Consider the following 26,405-nt stretch of genomic DNA (forward strand, 5'->3'; position numbering starts at 1 on the left):
CAAGGGGGCGGAGCTCACAAAGACGAGCGAAATCCCTGCGATCCCGCCCCATCCAAACATCCCCGGTTACTGCGCAACAGGCCCACAAGGGGAGAAGGAAGGACGGTGCCGCTACCGCCCTTCGCGGTACCACATAGAGCCCATCGCCAAAAGCAGCAGGCCGAGTCCGAGGAAGCCACCGAACAGCGGCACGCGCGAGACGGCCTTGAGCACGCTGTCGTCGGTGGTGCGCAGGCCGATCCAGTCATTGCCGGAAGCCGCTCCCGAGGAGCGGACTGGAACGATCGAGGGCAGCGTGACCATGCTGGTGAGATTGCCAAGTGCCGAGGCCGGCGCCAGCCGGCGAACGCTGCCGCCGGTTGCCTCAGCCGGTGGTTTCAGCCGGTTCTCGGTGGAGACCACATCGGTGAATTCCGGGGCGTTGACCGGCCCGACATGGGCCAATGCCGTCAGGTCGCCATTGCCGACCTGGTAGAGACCGATTTCGCTGGTCTCGACGCTGCCGAGGAAGACACCTGGTTCGGATTTCTCGAGCCTGACGATCAGTGCCTTGCCGGATGGCGTGATGACTTGCGCCGGGCCGGGGTCGTCGCTCATCGTCTGGCGGCGGATTTCCAGCACCATGCCGCGGCCGTCGGCGGTCAGCCGCTCTTCCTCGAGTTCGGGCTCCTTCATCAGCCAGTGGGCGATGCGCCGGTAGAGCTGGACGTGGGGGCCACCGCCCTCGAAGCCGCGCGCCCACAGCCAGCCCTGGTCGGACAGAAGCATGCCGACGCGGCCTTCGCCCTTGCGATCGAGCAGCAGCAGCGGCCGGTTGTCGGCGCCCTTCATCACCACCTCGCCCTCGGGGTTCTCGACCCCGATGGTGCGGAACCAGCGGCTCCAGTGCGGCGGCTCGGTCGCGGAGCCGTCGAGCCCGCGCGTTACCGGATGACGCTGGCCGGTATCGGTGAGGCGCGGATAGAAGGCCTTGTCGATGACCTCGCCGGTCGGCATTGCCGGCAGCGCCGATATCAGCGGCGTGCGGGCGATCGAGCTTTCGCCGGCATATTCGGGGCCTGCCGCGATCAGCAGCGCGCCGCCCTTTTCGACATATTCGGAGATATAGTCGTAATAGAGGATCGGCAGTACGTCGCGGTGCTGATAGCGGTCGAAGATGATCAGGTCGAAATCCTTGATCTTCTCAACAAACAGCTCGCGCGTCGGGAAGGCGATCAGCGACAATTCGTTGATCGGCGTGCCGTCCTGCTTTTCCGGCGGGCGCAGGATGGTGAAGTGCACGAGGTCCACCGAAGCGTCGGATTTCAGCAAATTGCGCCAGGTGCGCTCGCCCGCATGCGGTTCACCGGAAACGAGCAGTACCCGCAGATTTTCGCGAATACCGTCGATCAGCGCGATGGCGCGGTTGTTGGTGTCGGTGAGTTCGCCCGGCTCGTGGTTGATGGCGAGTTCGACAATGTTGCGCCCGGCGCTGGGAATGGTCACCTGCAGCGGCATCGCCTGGCCGATGTTGGCGTGCTCGACCGATACCTGCTCGCCATTGACCGATACGCGGACATCGACCGGGCCGGTGTCGTTGTTGGTGGCGATGACGCGATAGGTCATGTCGAGCGGCTTGCCGACGAGGCCGAAGCGCGGCGCATTCTCGAAGCGAATGCGACGGTCCTTTTCATGCTCGTTGCCGGTAATCAGCGCATGCAGCGGGGCATTGAAGTCGGGTGTGCCGGACGGCGCGTCATGCACCTCGCCATCGGTGATCATGATGGCGCCGCCGATGCGCGATGGCGGCACGTCGCGGAAAGCATTTTCGAGCGAGGAAAACAACCGCGTCTCGGTGCGCTCGTCGGCGGCTTCGGACTTGCCGGTTTCGACGACACGGACGTCGAACTGCTTGAAGCGGCCGAGACGCTGCTGAAGCCCGGCTAACGCCGCGTCGGTCTGCTTGGTGCGGTCGCCGATATCCTGGCTCTGGCTGCGGTCGACGACGACGGCGACGATGCTTTTCAGCGGCTCGCGCTCTTCGTCGAGGAACACCGGATTGAGCAGCGCCGCAGCCAGGGCAATCAGGGCTGCCAGGCGGAAAATCGCACCGCGCTGGCGAAACCAAAGGCCGGCCAGCGCCAGCAGCAGCAGCGGCACCAGGACCACTGCGAGCAGCGGCCAGGTGATGAGCGGTTCGAAGGAGAGCGACCAGTTCATAGTCTACTGCCCCAGCCGTTCGAGCAGCACCGGGACGTGCACCTGATCGGACTTGTAGTTGCCGGTCAGCATGTACATCATGATGTTGACGCCGGCGCGCAGCGCATAGATGCGCTGCATCGGATCCGAAGGCACCGTCGGCAATAGCGGGTCGCCATTCTCGTCGACCGCCCAGGCGCCGGCGAAATCATTCGCGGTGATCATGATTGGCGAAACGCCGTCGCCGGTGCGCACCGGGCGGTTCTCGGTGTTGCTGGCTTCGAGCGATGCCTCGACCCAAAGCGGGCTGCCGGCAAAACGGCCAGGAAACTCCGGAAGAATGTAGAAGGATTTGGTCAGCACGTGGTCCGACGGCACCGGTTCCAGCGGTGGCACGTTGAGGTTGCCGAGGATGTCGCGCAGCCGCTCCGTAGCCGGGCTGGTCGAATCCGCACCAATGCCATTGGCGAACTGGTCACGGGTGTCGAACAAGACCGTTCCGCCCTGCTGCATATAGGCGTCGATGCGGGCGATGGCGGCCTCGCTCGGCATCGGGGCCGAGGGATCGATCGGCCAGTAGATCAGCGGGTAGAAGGACAGTTCGTCCTTCGAGATGTCGACGCCGGCGGGTGCTCCGGGTTCGAGCGCGGTTTTTTCGATAAGAAAGCGGGTCAGCCCTTCGAGCCCGGCGCGGCTGATCGAATCGACACCCGGTTCGCCGGTCAGCACGTAGGCGATCCGGGTCTTTGAAATGTCCCCGATCGCCTCTGTATCTCCCGGTTTGGCGTCGTCGGCACGCGCGACGTCCGCGTGGCCAATCAAGGCGCAGAGCGCAATCAGCAGGACGGCTGCCGTCGCCGCAGCGCCGGCACGGCGCGGCCGGCGCGACAACAGGCCGCCCATCCAGAATACGGCAAGCGTGTCGAGCACCATCAGCACCAGGGCGGCCGTGACAAGCGGACCTTTGAGGTTGCGCTGCTCGTCGAAGGCATACTGGATGGTGGTGATCGGCACCGTGATTTCAGGCCGGGCAAGCGGCGTGAATGCGCTGTCGCCGCCGAGCAGATTGTGAGCGAACACTCCTGTCTCGGAGCCGTAGAGGCCGGGCGGGTTTTCCAGCGTCACCGGCAGCGGGCCGGCGCCTGGCACCAACGGCTTGGCATCCGGCGTCGGCGGCACCAGCGTGCCGTCGGCGGCGATCATGCGATAGGGTGCCAGCGACGTGGCGGCTGCCTCGGCGTTGGCGACCGCCGAGCCCTGGTTGCGCGACAATTGCACGATGCGCCGCAGCATCTCGACGAAGCTGCCGGAGATCGGCAGGTTGGACCACGTCGCCTCGGGGGTGACGTGGAACAGTACGAGGGTGCCCTTGTCCTTCTTCATCCCGGTCACCAGCGGCGTGCCGTCGGCAAGCGTGGCCCAGGTGCGCTCGACAATGTCGGGCGTCGGCTCGGCCAGCACCTGCCTAGTAACGGTGACCTCGGTTGGCGGCGCGAGGTCGGCGAAGGGACCGGTTTTCGGGAATTCGGTGACCGGCTGCGGCGCCGTCCATGACAGCGCGCCGCCAAGCGATCGCTCGCCGGTGCGCAGCCGGACCGGCAGCAGATCGTCGTCATTGCCGGCAGCGGCCAGCCGCGAACCGGCAAAACGCACCAGTGTGCCGCCCTTGTCGACCCAGTCGACCAGCCTCTGCCGCGCCTGTTCCGGAATGGTGCCGACATCCGCCATGACGATCATCGCCGGTTTCTGGTCGAGCAGTTGCGGAATGGCGTCGGCGAGATCGACGCTCGACGGCTCGACGAGATCGGCGAAGGGCTGCAGGGCGCGGCGGATGTAGTAGAGCGGCGACAGCAGCGGTTGCGCCTGATCGGCCTCGGACTGCGACAGCAGCCCGACGCGGCGGCGCTTTGAGCTCTCATCGAGCACGCGGACGGCACCGGCCTGGCGCTCGCCATCGAGCGCGATGTAGGCGAAGTCGTTGCGCAGTTCGAACGGCACCGCCATCGTGCCGGTCGCGGTGGTTCCGCCCGGGGCAAAGGTAAGCGTCGCGTCGGCAATGCGGCGGCCCTTGTCGTCGAACGCGCCGGCCGTCACCTGTGCAGGTGCCGGGTCGCCCGGTGCGCGGATGGCGGTCAGGGCGAAGCCGTCGACCTGGTTGTCGGCGCCGGTCAGGCCGGTCAGCGACAGCCGGTCGGAGACGGCCCAGACAATACGTGCCGCGTTCTTTGACAACAACGTGTTGAAGGCGGTTTCGTCGCCTTGCGCCGCCAAGCCATCGGCGAGCACTGCGACGCTGGCGCCCGGCAGCGACTCCAGGGCTGACGCGACGCGGGCGTAGACGGCGGGGCGGTCGGTCGGGATCGGCCGCGGCTTTGCCGCGCGCAGCCGGTCGAGCGCGGCAGCGGCATCGAAGGGACCGATCTCGGCATTCGGCTTCTCGGCGGTGAAAGCGATGAGCACCGGCACGCCATTCGAATTGGCATCGGCGATCAGCCGCTCGGCGGTGGCGACCCGCTTGCCCCAGTCGGGGGCACTTGCCCAGTCATTGTCGATCACCAGCGCCAGGGCGGCGCCCTCGGCGGGCAGCTTTTCGCGCGGGTTGAAGACGGGTTCGGCAAGTGCCGCCACGACAAGCGCGGCCATCAGCAGCCTGAGCAGCGTCAGCCACCAAGGGCTCTGCCGCGGCGTTTCTTCGCGCCTCAACACGCGGGCGAGAATCCTGAGCGGCGGAAACACCTCGGTTTGCGGCCTGGGCGGAGTCAGCCGCAGAAGCCACCAGATCACCGGCAGCACCAGCAGGCCCCACAGCACCATCGGCGCCCCGAAGGAGAGCGGCAGCCAACTCATGCGCGGGCCCTCCCGGCAAAGCTGCCCTCGGCGGTCATCGCCATATGGATGCGCACCAGCGCCTCGGAGGCAAGGCGATCGGTATGATTGACGGTAAAGCTCCAGCCAAGCCGTTTGCACCAGGCGGCCAGTTCCTGGCGGCGGGCGGCATAAAGCAGGCGATAGTCCTCGCCCAGCATTTCGGCACGGCCGGCGGTCAGCTTGTCGCCGGTCTCAGGATCGGTGAATTCGGTGCGCCCGGCATAGGGGAAGCTTTCCTCGGCCGGATCGGCGACCTCGATCAGGTGTGCGCGCACGCCGTGGCGGGCGAGCACGTCCAGCCAGGCCATGGTGTCCTCGACCGGGTCGAGGAAATCGCTGACGAGGACGATGTCGCAGAAGCGGCGAATGCCGGACAGGTCGGGCTTTGCCGGCAGGCCGCCGGCGTGCATCAGTTGCGCCGCGATGCGCTCGGCGCCATTGCGGGCGGTGAACGGGTCGGTCAGGCCGGGCCAGGCAATGCGCTCGCCGCTGCGCGACAAAAGCTCGGCCATGGCCAGCGTCAGCACAAGGGCGCGCGATTCCTTGGAAACGCTGGCTCCGGTCGATTTGTAGAGCATGGAAGGCGAGGGGTCGGCCCACAGCCACACCGTGTGGGCGGCCTCCCATTCACGGTCGCGGACATAGGTGTGGTCGTCGCGGGCGGAACGGCGCCAGTCAATGCGCGAGGAATCGCCTTCGACATAGGGCCGGAACTGCCAGAAGTTCTCGCCGATGCCGCGCTTGCGGCGGCCATGCCAGCCGGCAATTACCGTGTTGACGATGCGGCGCGCCTCGACCAGCAGGTCCGGCACCAACGAAGCCCGCAACCGGCCTCTGGCGAGCGCATCGCGCGTCGCTGCCGGTGCCTGCGCTTCACCGATGCGCGCCATCAAATCCCTTTCGCGAGCTTCGCCACGACGTCGCGAACCGTGGTGCCCTCGGCGCGGGCGGCGAAGGTCAGCGCCATGCGGTGCTGCAGCACCGGCTCGGCCAGTGCGCGGACGTCGTCGACCGACGGCGCCAGCCGGCCGTCATAGAGGGCGCGGGCGCGGGTGCACAGCGTCAGCGCCTGACTGGCGCGCGGGCCTGGGCCCCAGGCGACGTGCTTGTCGGTATCGGCGTTGCCCTGGCCGGGACGCGCAGAGCGCACCAGCTTGAGGATCGCCTCGACGACGCTTTCCGGCACCGGCATGCGGCGGATGAGCGTCTGGATGTCCTTCAGCCGCGCCGGCTGCAGCACGTTTTCAGCCTTGGCATCCTCGATACCGGTGGTTTCCAGCAGGATGCGGCGCTCCGCCTCGATCTCGGGGTAGAGGATGTCGACCTGCATCAGGAAGCGGTCGAGCTGTGCCTCGGGCAGCGGATAGGTGCCTTCCTGCTCCAGCGGATTCTGTGTCGCCAGAACATGGAACGGTGACGGCAAATCGTGGCGCACGCCGGCAATGGTGACGTGGTATTCCTGCATCGACTGCAGCAGCGCCGACTGGGTTCGCGGTGAGGCGCGGTTGATCTCGTCGGCCATCAGCAGTTGCGCGAAGATCGGCCCGGAAATGAAGCGGAACGAACGCTTGCCGAATTCATCCTGCTCCATCACCTCTGAGCCGAGAATGTCGGACGGCATCAGGTCGGGCGTGAACTGGATGCGGCGCGAATCGAGGCCGAGCACGATGCCCAGCGTTTCGACCAGCTTGGTCTTGGCTAGGCCGGGCACGCCGACCAGCAGTGCATGGCCGCCGGCCAGCAATGCGACGAGCGTGCGCTCGACGACGCTTTCCTGGCCGAAGATGACCCGGCCGACGCCGTTGCGAACCCTTGAAATGTCGGCCAGCGCTTTCTCGGCCTGCGCCACCATGTCCTTTTCGCTGATCGGGCTTTCCTTGATCATCACGCTCATGCAGCATCGATCCTTCTGGTTGGAAATACCGCTTGGCACAGTGGGTGCCGCAGAATGCCGCGATTCGGCCTCGCAGGGCGCCTGTCTTTGAATTTAAATCACAGACTTAGGCTGACAAGCGGAACAACAGTGACTATTTCGTGACCATGACGGAAGCCGCAGACAATCGTGAAGAGAGCCTGACGGCCGCGACTGAGGCGCGCGGGCTGCAAGCGCTGGTCTCGCGCGCGACGCGCGCCGGCAAGGGGCCGGCGCCGGTGGAACGCTGGAATCCGGCGTTTTGCGGCGATCTCGACATGGAAATCAAGCAGGACGGCACCTGGTTCTATCTGGGAACGCCGATCGGCCGGATGCCGCTGGTGCAGCTTTTTTCCTCGGTGCTGCGTAAGGACGAGGACGGCAGGACCTACCTGGTGACGCCGGTGGAAAAGGTTGGCATCCGCGTCGCCGATGCGCCCTTCATTGCCGTCGAGATGGACGTGTCTGGCGCGGGCGATGGACAAATCATCACCTTTCGCACCAATGTCGGCGACGTGGTCGAGGCTGGGGCGGGACACCCGCTGCGCTTCGTCGATGAGGACGAGACAGGTGGCCTGAAGCCCTATGTGCTGGTGCGCGGGCGGCTGGAGGCGCTGGTGGCACGGCCGGTGATGTACGAGCTGGTCGAGCACGGCGAAGAGATCGACATCGGTGGCAAGACGATGTTTGCCGTCCGTTCCAAAGGCGAGGTCTATCCAATCATGCCGGCTGAGAAACTGAAACGGCTGAGCGCATGATGGACCGCCTATGATGGATCAGGCGACGCCGTTGGCGTTTTCCGCTGCCGAGTTTCGCCAGCGCGTCGCGGCGCAGCCGCTGGCGCATGCCGGCGACGATTTTGGCGACCACCGCTTCAATCCGGGCCATCCCAGACTGAAGCTGGCCAAGGCGCTGCGCGATGCCGCCGTTCTGATCCCGGTGGTCGATCATGGCCATGAAGCCACGGTCCTTTTGACCAGGCGGGCGGAAAAGCTGCGCAACCATTCGGGGCAGGTTGCTTTTCCCGGTGGCACCGTCGATCCAACCGATGCGAGCCCGGAAGCGGCGGCGTTGCGCGAGACATTCGAGGAGATCGGTCTCGATAGGGATTACATCGAGATCATCGGCCGTCTGCCGGACTACGTTTCTGGCAGCGGCTATCGCATCGCCCCGGTGCTCGGGATCGCGCGGCCCGGTTTCAGCCTGACGCTGAATTCCGACGAAGTCGATGCTGTCTTCGAGGTGCCGCTGGGTTTTCTGATGGACCCCGCCAACCACACCAGAGACAGTCGCATGTGGAACGACCTCGAATGGTTCTTTTACGAGATGCCCTATGGCGGCCAGCGCATTTGGGGCGTCACTGCGGGCATCATTCGAACGCTCTATGAAAGGCTCTATTCGTGAGCAATCCGGTGTCGATTGCCGGCAAGGCCGGCTGGCTCGGCGAAAGCCACTTGCAGCGCCTGCTCGCCGCGCTCACCGACGGCGGCGAGGAGGCGCGTGTCGCCGGCGGTGCGGTGCGCAACGCGCTCATCGGCCAGCCGGTCGCCGACATCGACATCGCTACCACGACGGTGCCCGAGGAAACCATCCGGCGTGCCGAGGCGGCGGGCTTCAAGACGGTGCCGACCGGCATCGAGCATGGCACCGTCACCGCGGTCGCCCAGGGCAAGGCCTACGAGGTCACCACGCTGCGTGCCGATATCGAAACCGACGGCCGGCGCGCCAAAGTGTCGTTCGGCCGCGACTGGAAAGCCGACGCCGAGCGGCGCGATTTCACCATCAATGCACTCTATGCGGAAGCCGATGGAACGGTCGTCGATCTGGTCGGCGGTATCGCCGATATCGAGGCGCGGCGGCTGCGCTTCATCGGCGATCCGGAAGCGCGTATCCGCGAGGATTATCTGCGCATCCTGCGTTTCTTCCGTTTCTTCGCCTGGTATGGCGACGGCAGGCCGGATGCCGAAGGGTTAAAGGCTTGCGCCCGGCTGAGGCAGGGGCTCGACCAGCTCTCGGTCGAGCGCGTCTGGTGGGAATTGAAGAAATTGCTGTCGGCGCCGGATCCGTCGCGGGCGCTGCTGTGGATGCGCCAAGCCGGCGTTCTGACCGCCGTTTTGCCGGAAAGCGAGAAATGGGGCATCGATGCCATCCACGGGCTGACCAAGACCGAGAAGGACCTGGCCTGGGCGCCGGACCCGCTGCTCAGGCTGGAAGCCGTCGTGCCGCCGGATGCCGCGCGCATGAAAACGCTTGCGGAGAGATTGAGGCTTTCCGTGAGCGAGGCAAGCCGCCTGCGGAATTGGGCGATCACGGCTGCCGTCGATCCGAAAACGACCGAAGGAGAGTTGGCGAAAAGGCTTTATTTTGGCGACCGCCAAGGCTTTGTCGATCGGCTGCGGCTGTTGCTTGCTTCCGCTCGAGCCCGCGCGGTCGAAGACAATGACGCACTACTCGAAGCCGGTGGCTTCTCGCGCCTGCTTGCCTTCGCCGAAAAATGGCAGAACCCTGTTTTTCCGCTCAAGGGCGCCGATCTGACGACACTTGGCGCGTCACCGGGGCCAAAGCTTGGTGCAACGTTGAAGAACCTCGAAAAGGAATGGGTCGAGTCCGGTTTTGCGCTCGATCGCGGCGCGCTGCTCAAGCGCGCCGCAGAGGCACTCGAATCCTGACCGTCACGCTGCGTCGCGGACCATTTCGATGCGCGAGCGGATCGCCTCGATCATCGTCTCGCGGATCACCGTCTCGCCATGCGTCTCGCGCAGATGCTCGACGGCACGGCGCATGACCTCAGCCTCCTCCTCCGCGCGTGTGTGCCACTCGCAGCCGGGTACGAGCGACCCGCAATGGAATTCCTTCATCGGCTTCTCCTCATCTCCTCCTTGGAGCACCGCGCACTGACACGGAAGCTCCAGACCTTTGATTGCGCGATCCGGAAACCGCTCCGGTATCCGGGCTACACGCTGGCCAGGTTAGCATAACACGATCGAATGGTTTTGGTTGCCTTAGAGTGCCGTGCGTCCAAGCCGACACGCGGTGATCGGGTTGCGAAAAGGCGGAGCATCGCTGCTCCGCCCTCTTACGCTACCCAGGAGTAAGACCTCGTCTTGCTCCAGCGGGCAGGACATCACTTCACGATCTTGACTGCCTCGGCAATTTTATCCTTGCCGCTCATATCCCACGTGACGCGGACCTTTTCGCCGACCTTCAGGCCAGGATCCTTGAAGGTCTGGGGCAACGTAAAGGTGGCTCCGTTATCCAGAACCAGGCTCATCGCCGTTCCATCAAAGCTTTTGATCGTGCCGGTGGTGTGCTTGACCGCAGCAAATGCGGCAGTACCAGAGGCGAGAACCGCAGCGGCGGCTGCGGTCACAATAAGCTTGCGCATGGCATGCTCTCCTGGAAAATGCGGGCACCGCTTAGGAAAGGTGCCCCATTCAATCATGGGCCGTCCGGTCACGTCGGGTCGCGGCTCTCGGGAGTAAAGAACCGCCGGCGTTTCCCGGCCCGACGCGACAAATAGCCCAATCTTTACAATGGTATATTAGACGAAAAAGATATTTTTTGGCGCGCCTTGCGCCACATTCGCCGTCAAATTCCGGGGATTTGGACCCGATTGCGGCTCACCTCGTGCTCACCGAGATTTTACGGCCATTTCGCTTCTGGCGGCAGGCTGGACAGGATCGAGGCGACATTGCCGCCGGTCTTCAGCCCGAAGATGGTGCCGCGATCGTGAAGCAAGTTGAATTCGACATAACGGCCGCGGCGGATGAGCTGCTCGTCACGGTCGCCATCGGTCCAGTTGTCATTGAAGTTGGCGCGCACCAGATGCCCGTAGACGACGAGAAAAGATCGCCCGACGTCCTGGACGAAGTTGAAATCGGCGTCCCAGCCGCCTTTGTCCTCCCCCGAATGCAGCCAGTCGAAGAAGATACCGCCGGTACCGCGTGGCTCGTCGCGGTGCGGCAGGTAGAAGTACTCGTCGCACCAGGCTTTGAATTTCACGTAGTCGGCGATCACCGCGTTCTTCTCGCAGGCAAATTGCATCGCTCTGTGGAACGCGATCGTGTCGGGGTCGTCCTGGCTGCGGCGGCGGTCGAGCACCGGTGTCAGGTCGGCGCCGCCGCCGAACCACTGGCGTGAGGTGACGACCATGCGCGTGTTCATATGCACGGCCGGCACGTTGGGGTTCCACGGATGGGCGATCAGCGAAATGCCGCTCGCCCAGAAGGACGGGTCCTCTTCGGCGCCCGGCATCTGCGTCCTGAATTCGGGGGAGAACTCGCCATGAACGGTCGAGGTGTGGACGCCGACCTTCTCGAAGACGCGGCCATGCATCATCGACATGATGCCGCCGCCGCCCTTGCCGGCATCGCGTTGCCACGGCGTCTTTTCGAAGCGACCGGGCGACCAGCTGGCCTGCGGCCCCCGCAGGTCCTGCTCGATCTGCTCGAAGCTGGCGCAGATGCGCTCGCGCAACGTCTCGAACCACAGCCGTGCCTTCGTCTTCTTCTGTTCGATGTCGGCTGGCAGCCCAGCCGGTATCTCGGGTCGTTGCAAATCCTGTCTCCGGTTGCGGGGCGTACCCCGACAAATGACTCGTCTTTTCCGGCCGCGATCCCTAATCTCTTAGGTGCAAGGGTCAAGTGTGAATGGAGTTCTTTCTTGCGCACCCCGGCAAGACCGCCGCTGGATGGCCTGAAGAAGAGGCTCGACCGTTCACGCGCCGAGAACGCGCGCATGCCGCGCGACGGTTTCCTGCGCGAGACCTTCGTGCTGCCGCGTTCCGACGCTCGTCTCAAGGCGAAGGAATGGTTCGAGCGCTTTCCCAAGCAGGCCTATTGGACCGAGATCGAGAGCTGGTTCGAGCGGCCGGGCGACGTCATCGAATTCACGATCAGGCGGCTGCCGGCGGCGGATTAACGCTCGATCAGCAAGCGCCTCGCGCCGGGCCCTCGGATGCTCAGCCGGTCGCCCTTATTCCGCAGCGGGCATTTGTCGATCGACATGCAGCCGCAGCCGATACAGTCGGTCAACCCGTCGCGCAGCTTCTTGAGCTGACTAATCTTCTGGTCGAGCTCGTCGCGCCAAGCCGTCGAAAGCAGGTTCCAATCCTCGCGGGTCGGCGTTCGTCCTTCGGGCAGCGATCGAAGGGCTGTGCCGATCTCGGCCAGCGAAATGCCGACCTCCTGCGCTACCTTGATGATCGTCACACGTCGCAGCACGTCGCGGCCGTAACGCCGTTGGTTGCCTGATGTGCGGTGGCTGCGGATCAGCCCGCGCGCTTCGTAGAAATGCAGCGCCGACACCGCCACGCCACTGCGCGTCGCCACTTGGCCGACCGTCAATTCCGTTGCCGCAGCCATCTCCGATTTTTCCGCTTGACCTCAAGTTAAGTTGAGCTTGTAGCGAAGAAGCCTCGAAGATGCAAACGGCAGGAGATGGCGATGGGCGTCTGGATTTAGAATGACCGGAGAGGACGCAGTGTTGCGTGAGGACGATGCCTTGGTCGCTGCGGCCGGCGATCGCGTACACGTCCTAGCGAAGCTGCCGGATCGCCTCGCCCGCCACCATCGCAACGGAAAGCGCGACGTTGATGCTGCGCGCTCCGGGCTGCATCGGGATGGTCAGGCACGCATCCACCGCCTCGTGGACGGCATCCGGCACGCCTGCGGATTCGCGGCCGAACAGGAGAATGTCGTCGCCGGTAAAGGCGAAATCCGTGTAGGCGGCAGCTGCTTTGGTCGACAGCAGCACGACCCGCCGCTTGGCAAGCTTGCGCCAGTCCTCGAAGGCGTGCCAGTCGACATGCCGGGTGAGCGCCGCCATTTCGAGGTAGTCCATGCCGGCCCGTTTCAGCGCCCGGTCACCGAGCGGGAAGCCCGCCGGTTCGATGATGTCGACGCCGAGACCGAGGCAAGCGGCGAAGCGCAGGATTGTCCCGGTGTTGCCGGCGATATCAGGCTGGTAGAGCGCGATGCGGAGACGGTCGTTCATTTCCGCGTCTTTCTAATAAGTGGCAGATCAGCCACAGAGCTCTCGCGGTTTTGGAAATTCCTGGACTGGCGGGTGGTCATTTTCTGCGAAGTCGGTTATACGGCCAGCATTGTCAACCCGAACCGATGGAGGGGTAATTCATGATGGCCATGCACATCCACCACCTCTCTCGTGGGCTTACCAGCCCGACGGCGGTTTCGGTACGACGATTCTCCTGACCTTCTAGACTTCTGATCGCACCGATTCCCGCCGAAACCTTTTCGGCCTTTGAAGGAATCCTGCGATGTTTTTCAAGCTGTGCAAGGGGCTGAACGCCCCGCCTGAACACAATTCGACCGATGTCACCTTTGCCGCACCGCGCATGCCCGCGGCCTGGGTCGACTCACCCTTCTATCTGCATCTTCAAGTGGAGGACGGACCGATGTTCGATCCCTGTAGAATACCCGGCTCAAGAAGCCTGCACGAGCGCAAGATTGCGACCTGGGCACTTTTGATCGGCGAGACCCACTCGTCGGCGGTTCACGCCGAGACCCGCCGGCGTCCGCATCGCGGCATGCTGCCGGACATCGATTTCTCGCGCGCCGTTCCGGACTATAGCCGGCCGTCGTTGGTGCGCCGGATCATCAGGCTGATCCGGCCTGGTGCAAAAACCGGCGCGAAAATCCGGATTGTCAAAACGTCGTCAGCATTGTCAAGCGAGACTGTCGGCGAAAGGCCCGCGACAACCTATATAGCGCGAAGCAGGGCCGGCGAGGCGGACGATACCGTATCGCCGGTTCTTGACGCCATGCGGTCTGGGCACCTCGTCCGTTCGCGTGCCGCGTGAGCGGGAAATTGTGAGCATCACTATGTTTAGCTGGTTTGAAAAAAGGCTCGATCCGTTCCCTGCCAAGGAGCCGGTCGAGCCGCCGCGGACACTGATCGCCTTCTGCGTGCATTACACGCGCGGCGCATGGCCCTACATCGCTCTCGATGCGGTACTGGTGACGGCCATCGCCCTTGCCGAGGTGTGGATGTTCGGCTTCATGGGCCGGATCGTCGACTGGCTGTCCGGACAGAATCGCGAGACGTTCCTGCAGACCGAAGGCTTGAAGCTGGCCGGCATGGCCTTCATCGTGGTTTTCGCGCTGCCGGCAACCGTCTGGTTCCATTCGCTGCTCAACCAGCAGACGCTGATGGGTAATTATCCGATGCGTATCCGCTGGCAGGTGCATCGGTACCTGCTCAAGCAGTCGATGAGCTTCTATCAGGACGAGTTTGCCGGGCGCATCGCGACCAAGCTGATGCAGACAGCGCTCGCCGTGCGCGAGTGCGTCATCAAGCTCATCGATGTGCTCAATTATATCGTCGTCTATTTTCTCGGCATGCTGTTCATTGTCGGCTCGGCAGACTGGCGGCTGGCTGCGCCGCTTGCCGTCTGGCTTGCCGGCTATGTCCTGCTGTTGCGCTATTTCATCCCGCGGCTGGGCAAGGTCGGCGAGGAGCAGGCCAATGCGCGCTCGACCATGACTGGCCGTGTCGTCGACAGCTATTCCAATATTCAGACGGTCAAGCTGTTCTCGCATGCGCGGCGCGAGGCATCCTTCGCCAAGGACGGTATGGCCGGCTTTCTCGACACCGTTTACCGATCGATGCGGTTGGTGACGCAACTCTACGGCCTGCTCTATGTCCTGAATTCGCTGCTGTTGTTTTCGGTCGCCTCAATCTCGCTATGGCTGTGGCTCGGCCAAGCCGTGACGATCGGCGCTGTCGCCCTGGTCATCGGCCTCGTGCTGCGGCTCTGGGGCATGTCGCAATGGATCATGTGGGAGATGTCCACGCTGTTCGAGAATATCGGCACGGTGCAGGACGGCATCGCCTCGATCTCGCTGCCGCGCCTCGTCGAAGACCGGCCTGGCGCCAAGGATATTGCCGTGACCAAGGGCGAGATCCGTTTTGAGGACATCCGCTTCCACTACGGCAAGCAGAAGGGTGTGATCGAAAGCTTGTCGCTGACGGTGAAGCCGGGCGAGAAGGTCGGCATCGTCGGTCGATCGGGTGCCGGCAAGTCGACGCTGGTCAATCTTCTGTTGCGCTTCTACGACCTCGAAAGCGGCAAGGTCCTGATCGACGGCCAGGACATTGCGGCAGTGACGCAGGACTCGCTGCGGGCCCAGATCGGCATGGTCACGCAGGACACCTCGCTGCTGCATCGCTCGGTACGCGAGAACATCCTCTATGGCCGGCCGGACGCCAGCAACGAGATGCTGCTCGAGGCGGCGCGGCGCGCCGAGGCGCTGGATTTCATTGCCGGCTTGTCGGATTCGAACGGCCGCAAGGGTTTCGACGCGCATGTCGGCGATCGCGGCGTCAAATTGTCCGGCGGCCAGCGGCAACGCATCGCCATAGCCCGTGTCATGCTGAAGGACGCGCCGATCCTCATTCTCGACGAGGCGACCTCCGCCCTCGATTCCGAGGCCGAGGCGGCCATCCAGGAGAATCTCTACAAACTGATGCAAGGCAAGACCGTCATCGCCATTGCGCACCGGCTGTCGACGATCGCGGCCATGGACCGGCTCGTGGTCATGGACAAGGGCCGAGTCATCGAGGAAGGTTCGCATGAGGAACTCGTTGCCAAAGGCGGGCTCTACGCCCAGCTCTGGCAACGTCAGTCGGGCGGATTCCTGCTCGACGACGCGCCTTCTGCCAACGATGCGGCCGCCAACGATGCAATCGCCAAGGGTGAAGCCGCCGAATGATGACTGCCATCTACCGCTGGTTCGAGAACTGGGTCTATCCATTCCGGGAGCCAGCGGACCTTCGGCCACCTGCTGGCGTCAGGGGTTTCCTCTGGCATTATGTCGGGCAGGCGAAGATCGCCTTCTTCGCCATGCTGGTGATCGGCGGCATCGCGCCGCTGGTCGAAGCCGGACTGTTCTATTTCGTCGGGCGGCTGGTCGACATCCTCGACCAGCTTCCCGGCGAACGCAGCTGGCACGCGCTGTGGACTGCCGCCGGCCCGGAGCTTGTCTTCATGATCGCGGTGGTGCTGGTCATCCGCACCATTGTCGTCGGTCTGTCGGCGCTGGTCGACGAGCAGACGATCACGCCGGGTTTCTATAATCTGGTGCGCTGGCAGGCGCATCGCCAGGTATCGCGCCAATCCTACGCTTTCTTTCAGAACGACTTTGCCGGGCGTATCGCGACCAAGGTCTGGCAGGCGGGACAGGCGACCGGCGATCTGATGGAAAGCTTCATCGAGGTCGTCTGGTTCATGGTCGTCTATACGGTGACGACGCTGGCGCTGGTCGCCGGGCTCGATCTCCGGCTGGCGGTGCTGGTGGTGATCTGGATTACCGCCTTCGGCTTGCTGGCCAGGCGCTATTTGCCGGCAATCCGCAAACATGCCGAAGCGACCGCCGAAGCCGGCTCGATGATCACCGGCCGCCTTGTCGATTCCTATTCGAACGTGCAGACGCTGAAACTGTTCTCGGCCGATGGCGACGACCACTACATCAGGAACGGCTTCGACATCTATCTCGACGCGCTGCGCCCGTTCACCCGCCGGCTGACAGGCGTGCGCATGGCGCTGACGATGCTGTCGGGCATCATGATAACGGCGATCGCCTGCTTTGCCGTTTACCTCTGGGTCGAGGGTTCGATCACAGTCGGCGCCGTGGCTTTCACGCTGTCTTTGGTGCTGCGGCTGAACATGCTGCTCGGCCGGCTGATGATGCAGCTCAACGGCATCTTGCGGAATCTCGGCGTGCTGGAAAATTCCAAGGCGCTGATCTCGCAGCCGCTCGGCCTGACCGATGCGCCGGACGCGAAAGAGCTTGTCGTCGGCGGCGGGCGCATCGACGTCAGCAATGTCGAGTTCCACTACGGCAAGGGGTCCGGCGTGCTCAACGGCATCGACGTCGTCGTGCGGCCGGGCGAAAAGGTCGGCCTGGTCGGCCCGTCCGGCGCCGGCAAGACGACCTTGGTCAATCTGATCCTGCGCCTCTACGACCTCGAGAGCGGCAAGATCACCATTGACGGGCAGGACGTCTCCAGGGTCACGCAGAATTCGCTGCGCGCCAATATCGGCGTCGTCAGCCAGGATACGGCACTTTTCCACCGCTCGCTGCGCGACAACATCAAGCTCGGCATGCCGGAAGCGACCGACGCCGAGGTGGTCGCGGCAGCGAAGAAGGCCGAGGCGCACGAGTTCATCCTCGGTCTGCGCGACAATCGCGATCGTATCGGCTACGAGGCCTATGTCGGCGAGCGCGGCGTCAAGCTCTCCGGCGGCCAGCGCCAGCGCGTGGCGATCGCCCGCGTCTTCCTCAAGGATGCACCGATCCTGGTGCTCGATGAAGCGACCTCGGCGCTCGATTCCGACATCGAGGCGGCGATCCAGGAAAATCTGGCAAGGCTGATGGAAGGCAAGACGGTCATCGCCATCGCGCATCGGCTGTCGACCATTGCGGCACTCGACCGGCTTGTGGTGCTCGACGAGGGCCGCATCGTCGAGCAAGGCACGCATGACGAGCTGGTCGGGCTCGACGGGCTCTATGCCAGGCTGTGGAAGCGGCAGTCCGGCGGCTTCCTGTTCAACGAGGAGAGCGCGCTGGCCGAGACCCGGCCGGCGGAGTAGTTTCTAAAAACCGGAGTAGACCATGGCGGTGAGAATGCCATCGAATTTCGGACGGTCCGGCGCGCAGGAGAGCGCGTTGGACCTGCTTGGCCATGAAATCCTCGGCGAGAAGGCGGCCGCGCTCGGCCGCGCCGGCCGGCGCGTCGAGGAAACATTGACGAGGCTGCGCGAGAATTGCGACAGTGTCGACCGTGCCCGGCTGCTCAGGGATGCAGCCGAAGCGGTGCACGGGTATTTCATCCAGCGCGAACTTTGCGGCCTGCGCAAGCACGACACGGTGATCCGGGAATACAACATTCCCAAGGCCGTTCTGGCCAGGCTCGGCGCCAGCGGATGATCCGAACCGGAACTGGTTCGGGAAGCGTTATTCCAGCCACTCGGTGATGAAGCCGCCGTTCTCGTGTATGTCGGTGGTTTCCAGCGGGCCTGGCCCGAGATTGGTGAATTTGTGCGGCGTGTTCGGCGGTACGATCAGGATCTGGCCGGCTGTGGCCTCGATCTGCCGGTCGCCGACGGTGAACAGACCGGTCCCGGTTCGGATGATGAAAATCTCGCAATAGGGATGGCTGTGCAGCCTCGGGCCGCCGCCGGTCTCCGGCAGGTAGTTAAAGATCAGGCAACTGCTGGAACCGTAAGGCCCGCATTGCAACTCGCCTTGCCAGTGGTCGGGCAACTGGTCGGGCGCTTTGGCCCATTTGTCGCGGTCGATGACATGCGCCATGGGGCGAGGATAAACCGGGCGAGCGTCCGCTGTCGAGGTGAACGCAGCCGTTTGGTTTTGCTGCTGTTTTCCAATCGTTCCGCTGGGCAAATTACGCCCCCGCGACAATCTGCCCTTGTGCCTTCGCCCGTCTGGACAAAAACAGGCTTCACGCATAAACCCAAGTCCCAAATGCCGGAGGAATTCGCTAGCCTGTTCGCCATGCGCTGTCGGGCCGGCGCGATTGAGCGGGGAACAAGCTCGGCCGCCGGCACGGAAGAGGCGAAAGGATCAGGCACCCGTGAGCGCAACCGACACCCAGGATCCCAACCGTCGTGATTTTCTCTACGTCGCCACCGGCATGGCCGCAGTGGTCGGCGCGGGCGCCGTTGCTTGGCCGTTCATCGACCAGATGCGTCCGGATGCCTCGACGCTGGCGCTTGCCTCGGTCGAGGTCGACGTTTCGTCGCTGACGCCAGGAATGTCGCTCGTCGTGAAGTGGCGCGGCAAGCCGGTGGTCGTGCGCAACCGCACCGAAAAAGAGATGAAGGACGCCGAGGCGGTCAATCTCGCCGAGCTCAAGGATCCAATCGCCCGCAATGCCAACCTGCCGGCCGACGCGCCGGCGACCGACGCCAATCGAACCACGCCGGGCAAGGAAGCCTGGATGGTGATGGTCCAGGTCTGCACCCATCTCGGCTGCATCCCGCTCGGCCAGGAAGGCGATTTCGGCGGTTGGTTCTGCCCATGCCACGGTTCCGTATACGATACCGCCGGCCGCATCCGGAAGGGGCCGGCGCCGGAGAACATGGCGGTACCGGTGTTCCAATTCGTTTCCGACACCAAGATCCGTATCGGCTGAGGCAGGGGATATTTCCATGAGCGAGGGACACTCGACCTATACGCCCAAGTCCGGCATCGGACGCTGGTTCGATTCGCGCATGCCGCTGCCGCGGCTGGTCTATGACAGCTTCATCGCCTATCCGGTGCCGCGCAACCTGAACTATGCCTGGACCTTCGGCGGCATCCTTGCGCTTATGCTGGCGGCGCAGATCCTTACCGGTATCGTGCTGGCCATGCACTATGCAGCCGACAGCACTCTCGCCTTCGATTCGGTCGAGAAGATCATGCGCGACGTGAATTCGGGCTGGCTACTGCGCTATCTCCATTCCAACGGCGCGTCATTCTTCTTCGTCGCCGTCTACATCCATATTTTCCGTGGCCTCTACTACGGCTCCTACAAGGCGCCGCGTGAGCTGCTGTGGATCCTCGGCTGCATCATCTACCTGCTGATGATGGCGACCGGGTTCATGGGCTATGTGCTGCCCTGGGGCCAGATGAGCTTCTGGGGCGCCACCGTCATCACCGGCTTCTTCACCGCCATTCCGCTGGTCGGCGACTGGATCCAGCAGCTTCTTCTCGGTGGCTTCGCGGTCGACAATCCGACGCTGAACCGCTTCTTTGCGCTGCACTACCTTTTGCCGTTCATGATTGCCGGCGTCGTCGTGCTGCACATCTGGGCGCTTCACGTCGTCGGCCAGAACAATCCGACCGGCATCGAGGTCAAATCGAAGACCGACACGCTCGCCTTCACGCCTTACGCGACCATAAAGGACGGGTTCGGCATGATCGTGTTCCTGTTCGTCTTCGCCTATTTCGTGTTCTACCTGCCGAATTATCTCGGCCATCCCGACAATTACACCGTGGCCAACCCGCTGAAGACGCCGGCCCACATCGTGCCGGAATGGTACTTCCTGCCGTTCTACGCGATCCTGCGCGCCATCACCTTCAATATCGGGCCCATCAACTCCAAGCTCGGGGGCGTGCTCTGCATGTTCGGCGCGATTGTCATGCTGTTCCTGGTGCCGTGGCTCGACACCTCGAAGGTGCGCTCGGCAGTCTACCGGCCCTGGTACAAGCTGTTCTTCTGGCTGTTCGTGGCCGACGCCATCCTGCTCGGCTGGCTGGGCTCGCAGCCGGCCGAGGGCAGCTATGTATTCATGGCGCAGATGGCGACGCTGTTCTATTTCGCCTTCTTCCTGGTAGCGCTGCCGGTGCTCGGGCTGATCGAAAAGCCGCGACGGCTGCCGAATTCGATCACCGAGGCGGTGCTCGAGAAGAACAAGGGCGGCGGCGGACATCCTGCTGGCGCCATGACCGCCCCGGAAACCAAGGGCTGAGCATGATCCCGAAAAGTGGAAACCGGTACTCGGACAAGGTCATGCTCGAGACGATGACAGCGCGTCAGAGAATCTCAAGGGGAATTGGCATGAAAAAGATTCTCTCCTCGCTGGCGCTGCTTGGCCTTGTGGCCGCGGGCATGGGTGCCGCAAGCACTGGAGCCAGCGCCCAGGAAGAGGCGCACAATGAGGCGGCGCCGACGCATTTCCCGATACACGAACCGAAGGAAATGGACTGGAGCTTCGCCGGGCCATTCGGCACCTACGACAAGGCCCAGCTGCAGCGCGGGCTGAAGGTCTACAAGGAAGTCTGCTCGGCCTGCCATTCGATGAATTTGGTGGCGTTCCGTACGCTGGAAGGCCTTGGCTATTCGGATGCGCAGATCAAGACGCTGGCGGCCGAATATACGATCCACGACGGACCGAACGATGCCGGCGACATGTTCGATCGCCCCGGCAAGCCGTCCGACCATTTCCCGGCGCCGTTCCCCAATGTGGAAGCAGCGGCGGCGGCAAATGGCGGCGCAGCACCGCCCGACATGTCGCTGCTGGCCAAGGCGCGCGGCGTCGAGCGCGGCTTCCCGCGCTTCGTGTTCGACATCTTTACGCAATATGCGCAGGGCGGCCCCGACTACATCCACTCGCTGCTGACCGGCTACGACCAGCAGCCGCCGGCTGGCATGGTCATACCGGAAGGCACGCACTACAATCCGTACTTCCTGTCCGGCGTGTCGCTGAAGATGCCGAAGCCGCTCTCCGACGGCCAGGTTACCTATGATGACGGCGCGCCGCAGACGGTCGACCAGTACTCGCGCGACGTGTCGGCCTTTCTGATGTGGGCGGCCGAGCCGCACCTCGAGGACCGCAAGAAGACCGGCTTTCGCGTGCTGGTCTTCCTGCTGCTGTTCGGTGCGCTGGTCTACCTGACCAAGCGCAAGGTGTGGGCCGGCGTGGCGCACTGAGCCCTGCGATATACGAGAATGCGAGGGCGTCGAAAGGCGCCCTTTTCATTGCAGGCATGTCGATTGATCGTAGCCGACGCTGAGCAAGGCCCTTTGCCGGACAATTTTCCGTCAGGCATCACATGGCGGTAGCCGGACTTGGCGGCGCCGGGTTACGATTGGCCCATTCCTTTCACGCTTTCAGCCGAATCTGAATAGCCCGGAGAGCCGCTCGATGAAATCCTCGCTCGAAGAGACGCTGCTTGCCGCGATCCGCACCATTCCGGATTATCCCAAGCCGGGCATCCTGTTTCGCGACATCACCACGCTGCTCGGCAATGCGCGGGCCTTCCGCCGCGCCATCGACGAACTGGTGCATCCCTATGCCGGCCTGAAGATCGACAAGATCGCCGGCATCGAGGCGCGCGGCTTCATCCTCGGCGGCGCCATCGCCCACCAGCTCTCGGCCGGCTTCGTGCCGATCCGTAAAAAAGGCAAGCTGCCTTACGAGACGGTGCGGGTCGCCTACAGCCTGGAATACGGGCTGGACGAGATGGAGATGCACAAGGACGGTGTTTCTCCAGGCGAGAAGGTAATCCTCGTCGATGATTTGATCGCCACCGGCGGCACGGCCGAGGCGGCCGTCAAGCTATTGCGGCAGATCGGCGCCGATATCCTCGCCGCCTGCTTCGTCATCGACCTGCCGGACCTTGGCGGCCGAGAGAGGTTAGAGGCGCTCGACGTACCGGTGAGGACGCTGATCGGGTTTGAGGGGCATTGAGCGGTTCTTCCTTCTTCCCTGGGGGAGAGGGGAAGAACTCCGCTCACTCCACCTTCACCAGCACGGCACTTTCGAATTCGATGACCTTGTCGCCGGTCGAATCGAAGGCCTCTGAGCGGAGCGTCAGCAGCCGCCAGCCCGGTCGCGAGGCGATGGGGCGATGGGCCAGCGCGGTGCGGGTGAAAGTCACGGTTTCCCCGGCATAGACAGGTTTGGGCCATTTGAGGTTCTTGAAGCCGGGCGAGGGACCGAATTCCGGCACCGGCCCGGGGCCGGGCCAGCGGGCGACCTCTGCCTCCATGCCAGCCTGGAGGTTCAATTTCATCCAGGTGGCGGCGGTGTGCCAGCCCGAGGCGCAGAGCCCGCCGAATATGCTGTTCCTCGCCGCCTCTTCGTCGACATGGAATATCTGCGGGTCGTATTTGCGGGCGAACGCCTTGATCGCCTCCGGTTCGAATCGATGTGAACCGAGCGTGACGGTGATACCGATGCAGAAGAATTCGTCGAGGCTCACGCACTGCCCTCGCGGGTGAGGAACATGACGGTGTTTTCGAGCTCGAAAACACCTTCGCCGCGCTGGTTGAACAACTCGCTGCGCATGGTCACCAGGCCAAGGCGGGGCTTCGATCTGGACAGTCGCTTGGCAAGGACGGTGGTGCTGCCGCTCAACAGGTCACCGGCCAGGACCGGCCGTTTCCATTTGACCTGGTCGACGCCTGGCGCGCCCTGGGAGGTCGAGTCGAGCAGGAAGGCATCGCACAGCATGCGCATGAACATGGCGCAGGTGTGCCAGCCCGAAGCCGCCAGCCCGCCGAGGATGCTGGCCTTGCCCGCGGCCTCGTCGAGATGCATCGGCTGGGCATCGAACTCGTCGGCGAATTCTATGATTTCAGCGGCGCTTACCAGCTTGGTGCCGAGGTCGAGCGAAGCGCCCTCGACAAAATCCTCATAAGCCCAGGTCTTTGTGGTCATGGTCTGGAAATCCTGTTCAGGATTGTACAATCGCTACGCGTCGGGTCCCGGATGCAGGCAGGGCGGCATTTGGTCAAGCAATTTCTGGTGCGCCAGCCTGCTGTGCCCAAGCCGTAGCGCGCATTGACAACCCTATAGCCAGCCGCGACGGCGGAAATACCAGAAGGGCAGGATTGCCGAAAGCACCATCATGCCGATTGCGAAGGGATAGCCAAAGTGCCATTTGAGCTCAGGGATGATGTCGAAATTCATGCCGTAGATTGAAGCGACAAGCGTCGGCGGCAGGAAGATGACAGCGGCGACGGAGAAGATCTTGATGATGGCGTTCTGCTCGATCGAGATCATGCCCAGCGTCGCGTCGAGCAGGAAGCTGATCTTCTGCGACAGGAAGGTGGCGTGGTCGGCAAGCGACAGCACGTCGCGCGACAACGTTTTGATGCGGGCGCGGGTATCCTTGCTCATCTTGGTCTGAGTGGAGGCATGGGCGAGGAAGCCGGCAAGGCGCTGCAGCGAGATCAGGCTGTCGCGGACCGAGGAGGCGAGGTCCTCCTTTCGGCCAATGGCTTTCAACAGTTCCTGGAAATCGCGGTTGCGCTTCGAGACCTTGGTTGATGTCGCCTCGAAGATATCGCGCGAGATCGCCTCGATGTCGCGGCCGGCGCGCTCCAGAATATCGGCGAGGCGATCGACGATTGCCTCCAGCAGCCCGATCAGGATGGTGTCGCCGCTGGTGCAGCCGGTGGCCACCTTCTCGGCGCGCACCGGAAAGGTCTTGAATGCCTTCGGTTCGTGATAACGCACGGTGATGAGCCTGCTGCCGGCGAGCACAAAGGTGACCGGCGACATCAAGGGATCGTCCAGCTCGGTCTGCGCCGGCAGAATGGCGGTCATGAAATAAGCGCCGTCCTCGACGTAGAGACGGCTCGAAATCTCGATTTCCTCCATCTCTTCGCGGGTCGGAACGGCGACGCCGAGCCAGGTCTCGATCGTCGTCTCTTCTTGCTTTGTCGGGTTGAGGAGGTCGACCCAGACGACGCTGTCGCTGTTTGCCAAGAGATCGTCGGCGAGGCGCAGGCGATCATTGTCAACGACGAAGGCCTTGATCATATCCGGGTCTCCCTTGCTGTTGCCAAAGAGGGTTCGTTCGGAGAGCCGTATCAGTCAGATTGCACCGGTACGGCCAGGTGAGGCGAGGCCGGTGCAGAGGCCCTTAGACCGGGCGCGATGGGCCGTCAAGCAGCGCCGACAGACGCTGCGGCGCTCTTGCATGAAGCCGTGATGGAGCGGCGGCCATCATAGCCGCCGGGCGGGTCTCGCCGGCTCAGGTGTTGAACTTGAACAGCATGATGTCGCCGTCCTGGACGACATACTCCTTGCCTTCGTCGCGCGCCTTGCCGGCCTCCTTGGCTGCCACTTCGCCGCCCAGCCTGACGAAGTCGTCATAGGCGATGGTCTGTGCGCGGATGAAGCCGCGCTCGAAATCGGTGTGGATGACGCCTGCCGCCTGCGGCGCCTTGGCGCCCTTGTTCACGGTCCAGGCGCGTGTCTCCTTGGGGCCGACGGTAAAATAGGTGATGAGCTGCAGCAGCTCATAGCCGGCGCGGATCACCTTGTTCAGGCCCGGCTCATCAAGCCCGAGCGAGGAGAGGAATTCCATCTCCTCTTCGTCGGAGAGCTGGGCGACCTCGGCTTCGATCGCCGCGGAAATCACGACGGTGCGGGCGCCCTGCGCGGCGGCCATCTGCTCCACCGCTTTGGTATGTGCGTTGCCGGTGGCGGCATCGGCTTCGGCAACGTTGCAGACATAGAGCACAGGGTGCGAGGTCAACAGGTTCAGCCCCTGCAGGATGCGCAGATCTTCAGGCGAGATGCCGTTGAGCAGGACGCGGGCAGGCTTGCCGGCCTGCAGCAGCTCGAGCGCCGCTTCCATCATGGGGAGTACGGTCGCGGCCTCCTTGTCCTTGCCGGCGGCGCGCTTGCGGATCTGCACGATGCGGCGCTCCAGGCTGTCGAGGTCGGCCAGCATCAGCTCGGTCTCGACGGTCTCGGCGTCGGCGACAGGATCAATGCGGCCCTCGACATGGGTGATGTCGTCATCCTCGAAGCAGCGCAGCACATGGACGATGGCGTCGACCTCGCGGATGTTGGCGAGGAACTGGTTGCCCAGCCCTTCGCCCTTCGAGGCGCCGCGCACCAGGCCGGCAATGTCGACGAAGGAGATGCGGGTCGGGATGATCTCCTTCGACTTGCCGATCGCCGCGATCTTCTGCAGGCGCGGATCGGGCACCGCCACCTCGCCGGTGTTCGGTTCGATGGTGCAGAACGGATAATTGGCGGCCTGTGCCGCCGCCGTTCTGGTCAACGCATTGAAGAGCGTCGACTTGCCGACATTGGGCAAGCCAACGATGCCGCATTTGAAACCCATTTTTGTCTGGTCCTATCGGGAAATCGAATTTGATCTGGGCTATGGGCGAAAGCGCCGATGATCGTCAAGCCCTGAGCACTCATGCCCGCGGCGCTGACGGCGCCATGGCTCAGTCCTTGCCGCCAAAAAGCTTCTTCAGCATGGCCGCCATCGGGCCGGTTTCGGGCAGCTTGGCCGCCGGCTGCTGCGGCCGCGCCTGGCGGACGTGGCTTTGTGCCTTTGGCGCCTTGGGCGGCGGGCGGTCGTCGTCGCCCGTCGGCGTGAGCTTGTCGCGCAAGGCCAGCGTCACGCGGTTCATGAACGAATTGTCGTCGCCCTTGGCAAGCAATCCGGCACCATCGGCGATTGCGTCGAGCAGCACGTCCAGCCATTCGCGGTCGCCCTTGGCGAAATCGCCGAGCACATGGCCATGCACCATTTCCTTGACGCCGGGGTGGCCGACGCCGATGCGCACACGGCGAAAATCCTTGCCGACGTGCTGGTCGAGCGAGCGGATACCGTTGTGGCCACCGGAACCGCCACCGACCTTGACCCGCACCTTGCCGGCAGCAAGGTCGATCTCGTCATAAAAGACGGTCAACGCCGAAGGGCCGAGCTTGTAGAATCGCAGGGCTTCGCCGACCGCCTGGCCGGACAGGTTCATGAAGGTCTGCGGCTTGATCAGGATCACCTTTTCGCCGGCAAGCATGCCTTCGGCAATCAGGCTCTGGAATTTCTTCGACCAGGGCGAAAAAGAATGGCGGCGGGCAATCGCGTCCGCCGCCATGAAGCCGACATTGTGCCGGTTGTTGGCGTATTTCGCGCCCGGATTGCCGAGGCCTGTAAAGACAAGCATC

The 26,405-nt window shown here is 63.6% G+C and carries 27 protein-coding genes; 12 read left to right on the plus strand and 15 right to left on the minus strand.

Going from position 1 to position 26,405, the window contains the following annotated elements:
* Positions 1-111: 111 nt before the first annotated feature.
* Genes NKJ12_RS17205 through NKJ12_RS17220 form a run of 4 tightly spaced genes read right to left on the minus strand, consistent with a single transcriptional unit; the run spans position 112 to position 6,940 of the window.
* Positions 112-2,199, minus strand: coding sequence for a hypothetical protein (locus NKJ12_RS17205; RefSeq protein ID WP_352704078.1), 2,088 nt, complete (start codon positions 2,197-2,199; stop codon positions 112-114).
* A 3-nt stretch (positions 2,200-2,202) separates the two neighbouring features.
* On the minus strand, positions 2,203-5,025 hold the full coding sequence (locus NKJ12_RS17210; RefSeq protein ID WP_352704081.1) for a DUF4159 domain-containing protein: 2,823 nt from the start codon (positions 5,023-5,025) through the stop codon (positions 2,203-2,205).
* A complete protein-coding gene (locus NKJ12_RS17215; protein WP_352508154.1) occupies positions 5,022-5,936 on the minus strand; it encodes a DUF58 domain-containing protein in 915 nt (304 codons plus the stop codon). The genes NKJ12_RS17210 and NKJ12_RS17215 overlap by 4 nt, the downstream gene beginning before the upstream one ends.
* Positions 5,936-6,940 (minus strand): AAA family ATPase, encoded by a 1,005-nt coding sequence (locus NKJ12_RS17220; RefSeq protein WP_254819166.1) that lies wholly within the window; start codon positions 6,938-6,940, stop codon positions 5,936-5,938. Before NKJ12_RS17220 ends, NKJ12_RS17215 begins: the two co-directional genes overlap by 1 nt.
* A 146-nt stretch (positions 6,941-7,086) precedes the next feature.
* On the opposite strand from NKJ12_RS17220, the gene NKJ12_RS17225 reads away from it, so the two are divergent.
* From NKJ12_RS17225 to NKJ12_RS17235, 3 genes are read left to right on the plus strand one after another with little or no spacing between them, the layout of a single operon-like run.
* Positions 7,087-7,716, plus strand: a complete 630-nt coding sequence (locus tag NKJ12_RS17225; RefSeq protein ID WP_352477995.1) for a DUF1285 domain-containing protein — start codon at positions 7,087-7,089, stop codon at positions 7,714-7,716.
* A gap of 13 nt (positions 7,717-7,729) precedes the next feature.
* On the plus strand, positions 7,730-8,362 hold the full coding sequence (locus NKJ12_RS17230; protein ID WP_352508150.1) for a CoA pyrophosphatase: 633 nt from the start codon (positions 7,730-7,732) through the stop codon (positions 8,360-8,362).
* The gene (locus NKJ12_RS17235) at positions 8,359-9,627 is read left to right on the plus strand and encodes a CCA tRNA nucleotidyltransferase (RefSeq protein WP_352508149.1); all 1,269 of its coding nucleotides are present in this window, start codon (positions 8,359-8,361) and stop codon (positions 9,625-9,627) included. Before NKJ12_RS17230 ends, NKJ12_RS17235 begins: the two co-directional genes overlap by 4 nt.
* A gap of 3 nt (positions 9,628-9,630) precedes the next feature.
* Here NKJ12_RS17235 and NKJ12_RS17240 read toward each other — a convergent pair whose 3' ends face one another.
* From NKJ12_RS17240 to hemF, 3 genes are all read right to left on the minus strand, one after another.
* A complete protein-coding gene (locus NKJ12_RS17240; RefSeq protein WP_352508148.1) occupies positions 9,631-9,816 on the minus strand; it encodes a DUF1059 domain-containing protein in 186 nt (61 codons plus the stop codon).
* 266 nt (positions 9,817-10,082) lie between these two features.
* Positions 10,083-10,343, minus strand: a complete 261-nt coding sequence (locus NKJ12_RS17245; protein ID WP_352508147.1) for a DUF1344 domain-containing protein — start codon at positions 10,341-10,343, stop codon at positions 10,083-10,085.
* A gap of 257 nt (positions 10,344-10,600) precedes the next feature.
* Positions 10,601-11,515, minus strand: a complete 915-nt coding sequence (gene hemF, locus NKJ12_RS17250) for an oxygen-dependent coproporphyrinogen oxidase (protein WP_352704084.1) — start codon at positions 11,513-11,515, stop codon at positions 10,601-10,603.
* Between the two features lie 105 nt (positions 11,516-11,620).
* On the opposite strand from hemF, the gene NKJ12_RS17255 reads away from it, so the two are divergent.
* A complete protein-coding gene (locus NKJ12_RS17255) occupies positions 11,621-11,878 on the plus strand; it encodes a hypothetical protein (RefSeq protein WP_023679487.1) in 258 nt (85 codons plus the stop codon).
* Here NKJ12_RS17255 and soxR read toward each other — a convergent pair.
* The gene (gene soxR / locus NKJ12_RS17260) at positions 11,875-12,321 is read right to left on the minus strand and encodes a redox-sensitive transcriptional activator SoxR (RefSeq protein WP_352704087.1); all 447 of its coding nucleotides are present in this window, start codon (positions 12,319-12,321) and stop codon (positions 11,875-11,877) included. The genes NKJ12_RS17255 and soxR overlap by 4 nt on opposite strands.
* 172 nt (positions 12,322-12,493) lie before the next feature.
* Entirely contained in the window at positions 12,494-12,952 is a 459-nt protein-coding gene (locus NKJ12_RS17265; protein ID WP_352704089.1) for a tRNA (cytidine(34)-2'-O)-methyltransferase, read from the minus strand.
* 283 nt (positions 12,953-13,235) lie between these two features.
* On the opposite strand from NKJ12_RS17265, the gene NKJ12_RS17270 reads away from it, so the two are divergent.
* Genes NKJ12_RS17270 through NKJ12_RS17285 form a run of 4 tightly spaced genes read left to right on the plus strand, consistent with a single transcriptional unit; the run spans position 13,236 to position 17,907 of the window.
* The gene (locus tag NKJ12_RS17270; RefSeq protein WP_352704090.1) at positions 13,236-13,778 is read left to right on the plus strand and encodes a hypothetical protein; all 543 of its coding nucleotides are present in this window, start codon (positions 13,236-13,238) and stop codon (positions 13,776-13,778) included.
* Positions 13,779-13,800: 22 nt separating this feature from the next.
* Complete coding sequence (locus tag NKJ12_RS17275) at positions 13,801-15,690, plus strand: ABC transporter ATP-binding protein (RefSeq protein WP_352704092.1); 1,890 nt, start codon at positions 13,801-13,803, stop codon at positions 15,688-15,690.
* Positions 15,687-17,570, plus strand: a complete 1,884-nt coding sequence (locus NKJ12_RS17280; protein WP_352704094.1) for an ABC transporter ATP-binding protein — start codon at positions 15,687-15,689, stop codon at positions 17,568-17,570. The genes NKJ12_RS17275 and NKJ12_RS17280 overlap by 4 nt, the downstream gene beginning before the upstream one ends.
* 22 nt (positions 17,571-17,592) lie before the next feature.
* A complete protein-coding gene (locus NKJ12_RS17285) occupies positions 17,593-17,907 on the plus strand; it encodes a DUF6665 family protein (protein WP_352687895.1) in 315 nt (104 codons plus the stop codon).
* A gap of 27 nt (positions 17,908-17,934) precedes the next feature.
* Here the strand turns inward: NKJ12_RS17285 and NKJ12_RS17290 are convergent, their stop codons facing one another.
* Positions 17,935-18,291 carry a cupin domain-containing protein gene (locus tag NKJ12_RS17290; RefSeq protein WP_352687893.1) on the minus strand — a complete coding sequence of 119 codons (357 nt, stop codon included), beginning with the start codon at positions 18,289-18,291 and terminating at the stop codon, positions 17,935-17,937.
* 280 nt (positions 18,292-18,571) lie between these two features.
* Here NKJ12_RS17290 and petA point away from each other — a divergent pair, with 280 nt between their 5' ends.
* From petA to NKJ12_RS17310, 4 genes are all read left to right on the plus strand, one after another.
* The gene (gene petA / locus NKJ12_RS17295) at positions 18,572-19,132 is read left to right on the plus strand and encodes a ubiquinol-cytochrome c reductase iron-sulfur subunit (protein ID WP_352477980.1); all 561 of its coding nucleotides are present in this window, start codon (positions 18,572-18,574) and stop codon (positions 19,130-19,132) included.
* Between the two features lie 16 nt (positions 19,133-19,148).
* On the plus strand, positions 19,149-20,450 hold the full coding sequence (locus tag NKJ12_RS17300; RefSeq protein ID WP_352687891.1) for a cytochrome b: 1,302 nt from the start codon (positions 19,149-19,151) through the stop codon (positions 20,448-20,450).
* A gap of 89 nt (positions 20,451-20,539) precedes the next feature.
* On the plus strand, positions 20,540-21,412 hold the full coding sequence (locus NKJ12_RS17305) for a cytochrome c1 (protein ID WP_352477976.1): 873 nt from the start codon (positions 20,540-20,542) through the stop codon (positions 21,410-21,412).
* A gap of 214 nt (positions 21,413-21,626) precedes the next feature.
* Positions 21,627-22,172 carry an adenine phosphoribosyltransferase gene (locus NKJ12_RS17310; RefSeq protein ID WP_352687889.1) on the plus strand — a complete coding sequence of 182 codons (546 nt, stop codon included), beginning with the start codon at positions 21,627-21,629 and terminating at the stop codon, positions 22,170-22,172.
* A gap of 43 nt (positions 22,173-22,215) precedes the next feature.
* Here NKJ12_RS17310 and NKJ12_RS17315 read toward each other — a convergent pair whose 3' ends face one another.
* The 5 genes from NKJ12_RS17315 to pth form a co-directional block, all read right to left on the minus strand.
* Positions 22,216-22,686 carry a MaoC family dehydratase gene (locus NKJ12_RS17315; protein WP_352687887.1) on the minus strand — a complete coding sequence of 157 codons (471 nt, stop codon included), beginning with the start codon at positions 22,684-22,686 and terminating at the stop codon, positions 22,216-22,218.
* Positions 22,683-23,144: a MaoC family dehydratase gene (locus tag NKJ12_RS17320; protein ID WP_352477973.1), complete on the minus strand. Its 462-nt coding sequence runs from the start codon at positions 23,142-23,144 to the stop codon at positions 22,683-22,685. The genes NKJ12_RS17315 and NKJ12_RS17320 overlap by 4 nt, the downstream gene beginning before the upstream one ends.
* 132 nt (positions 23,145-23,276) lie before the next feature.
* Positions 23,277-24,251 carry a magnesium/cobalt transporter CorA gene (corA, locus tag NKJ12_RS17325; protein ID WP_352704096.1) on the minus strand — a complete coding sequence of 325 codons (975 nt, stop codon included), beginning with the start codon at positions 24,249-24,251 and terminating at the stop codon, positions 23,277-23,279.
* 214 nt (positions 24,252-24,465) lie between these two features.
* On the minus strand, positions 24,466-25,569 hold the full coding sequence (gene ychF / locus NKJ12_RS17330) for a redox-regulated ATPase YchF (RefSeq protein WP_352704099.1): 1,104 nt from the start codon (positions 25,567-25,569) through the stop codon (positions 24,466-24,468).
* A gap of 109 nt (positions 25,570-25,678) precedes the next feature.
* Positions 25,679-26,404 carry an aminoacyl-tRNA hydrolase gene (gene pth / locus NKJ12_RS17335; protein WP_352704101.1) on the minus strand — a complete coding sequence of 242 codons (726 nt, stop codon included), beginning with the start codon at positions 26,402-26,404 and terminating at the stop codon, positions 25,679-25,681.
* Position 26,405: the final 1 nt, after the last annotated feature.

The organism is Mesorhizobium sp. M0195 (assembly GCF_040322115.1).
Classification (GTDB): Bacteria; Pseudomonadota; Alphaproteobacteria; order Rhizobiales; family Rhizobiaceae; genus Mesorhizobium.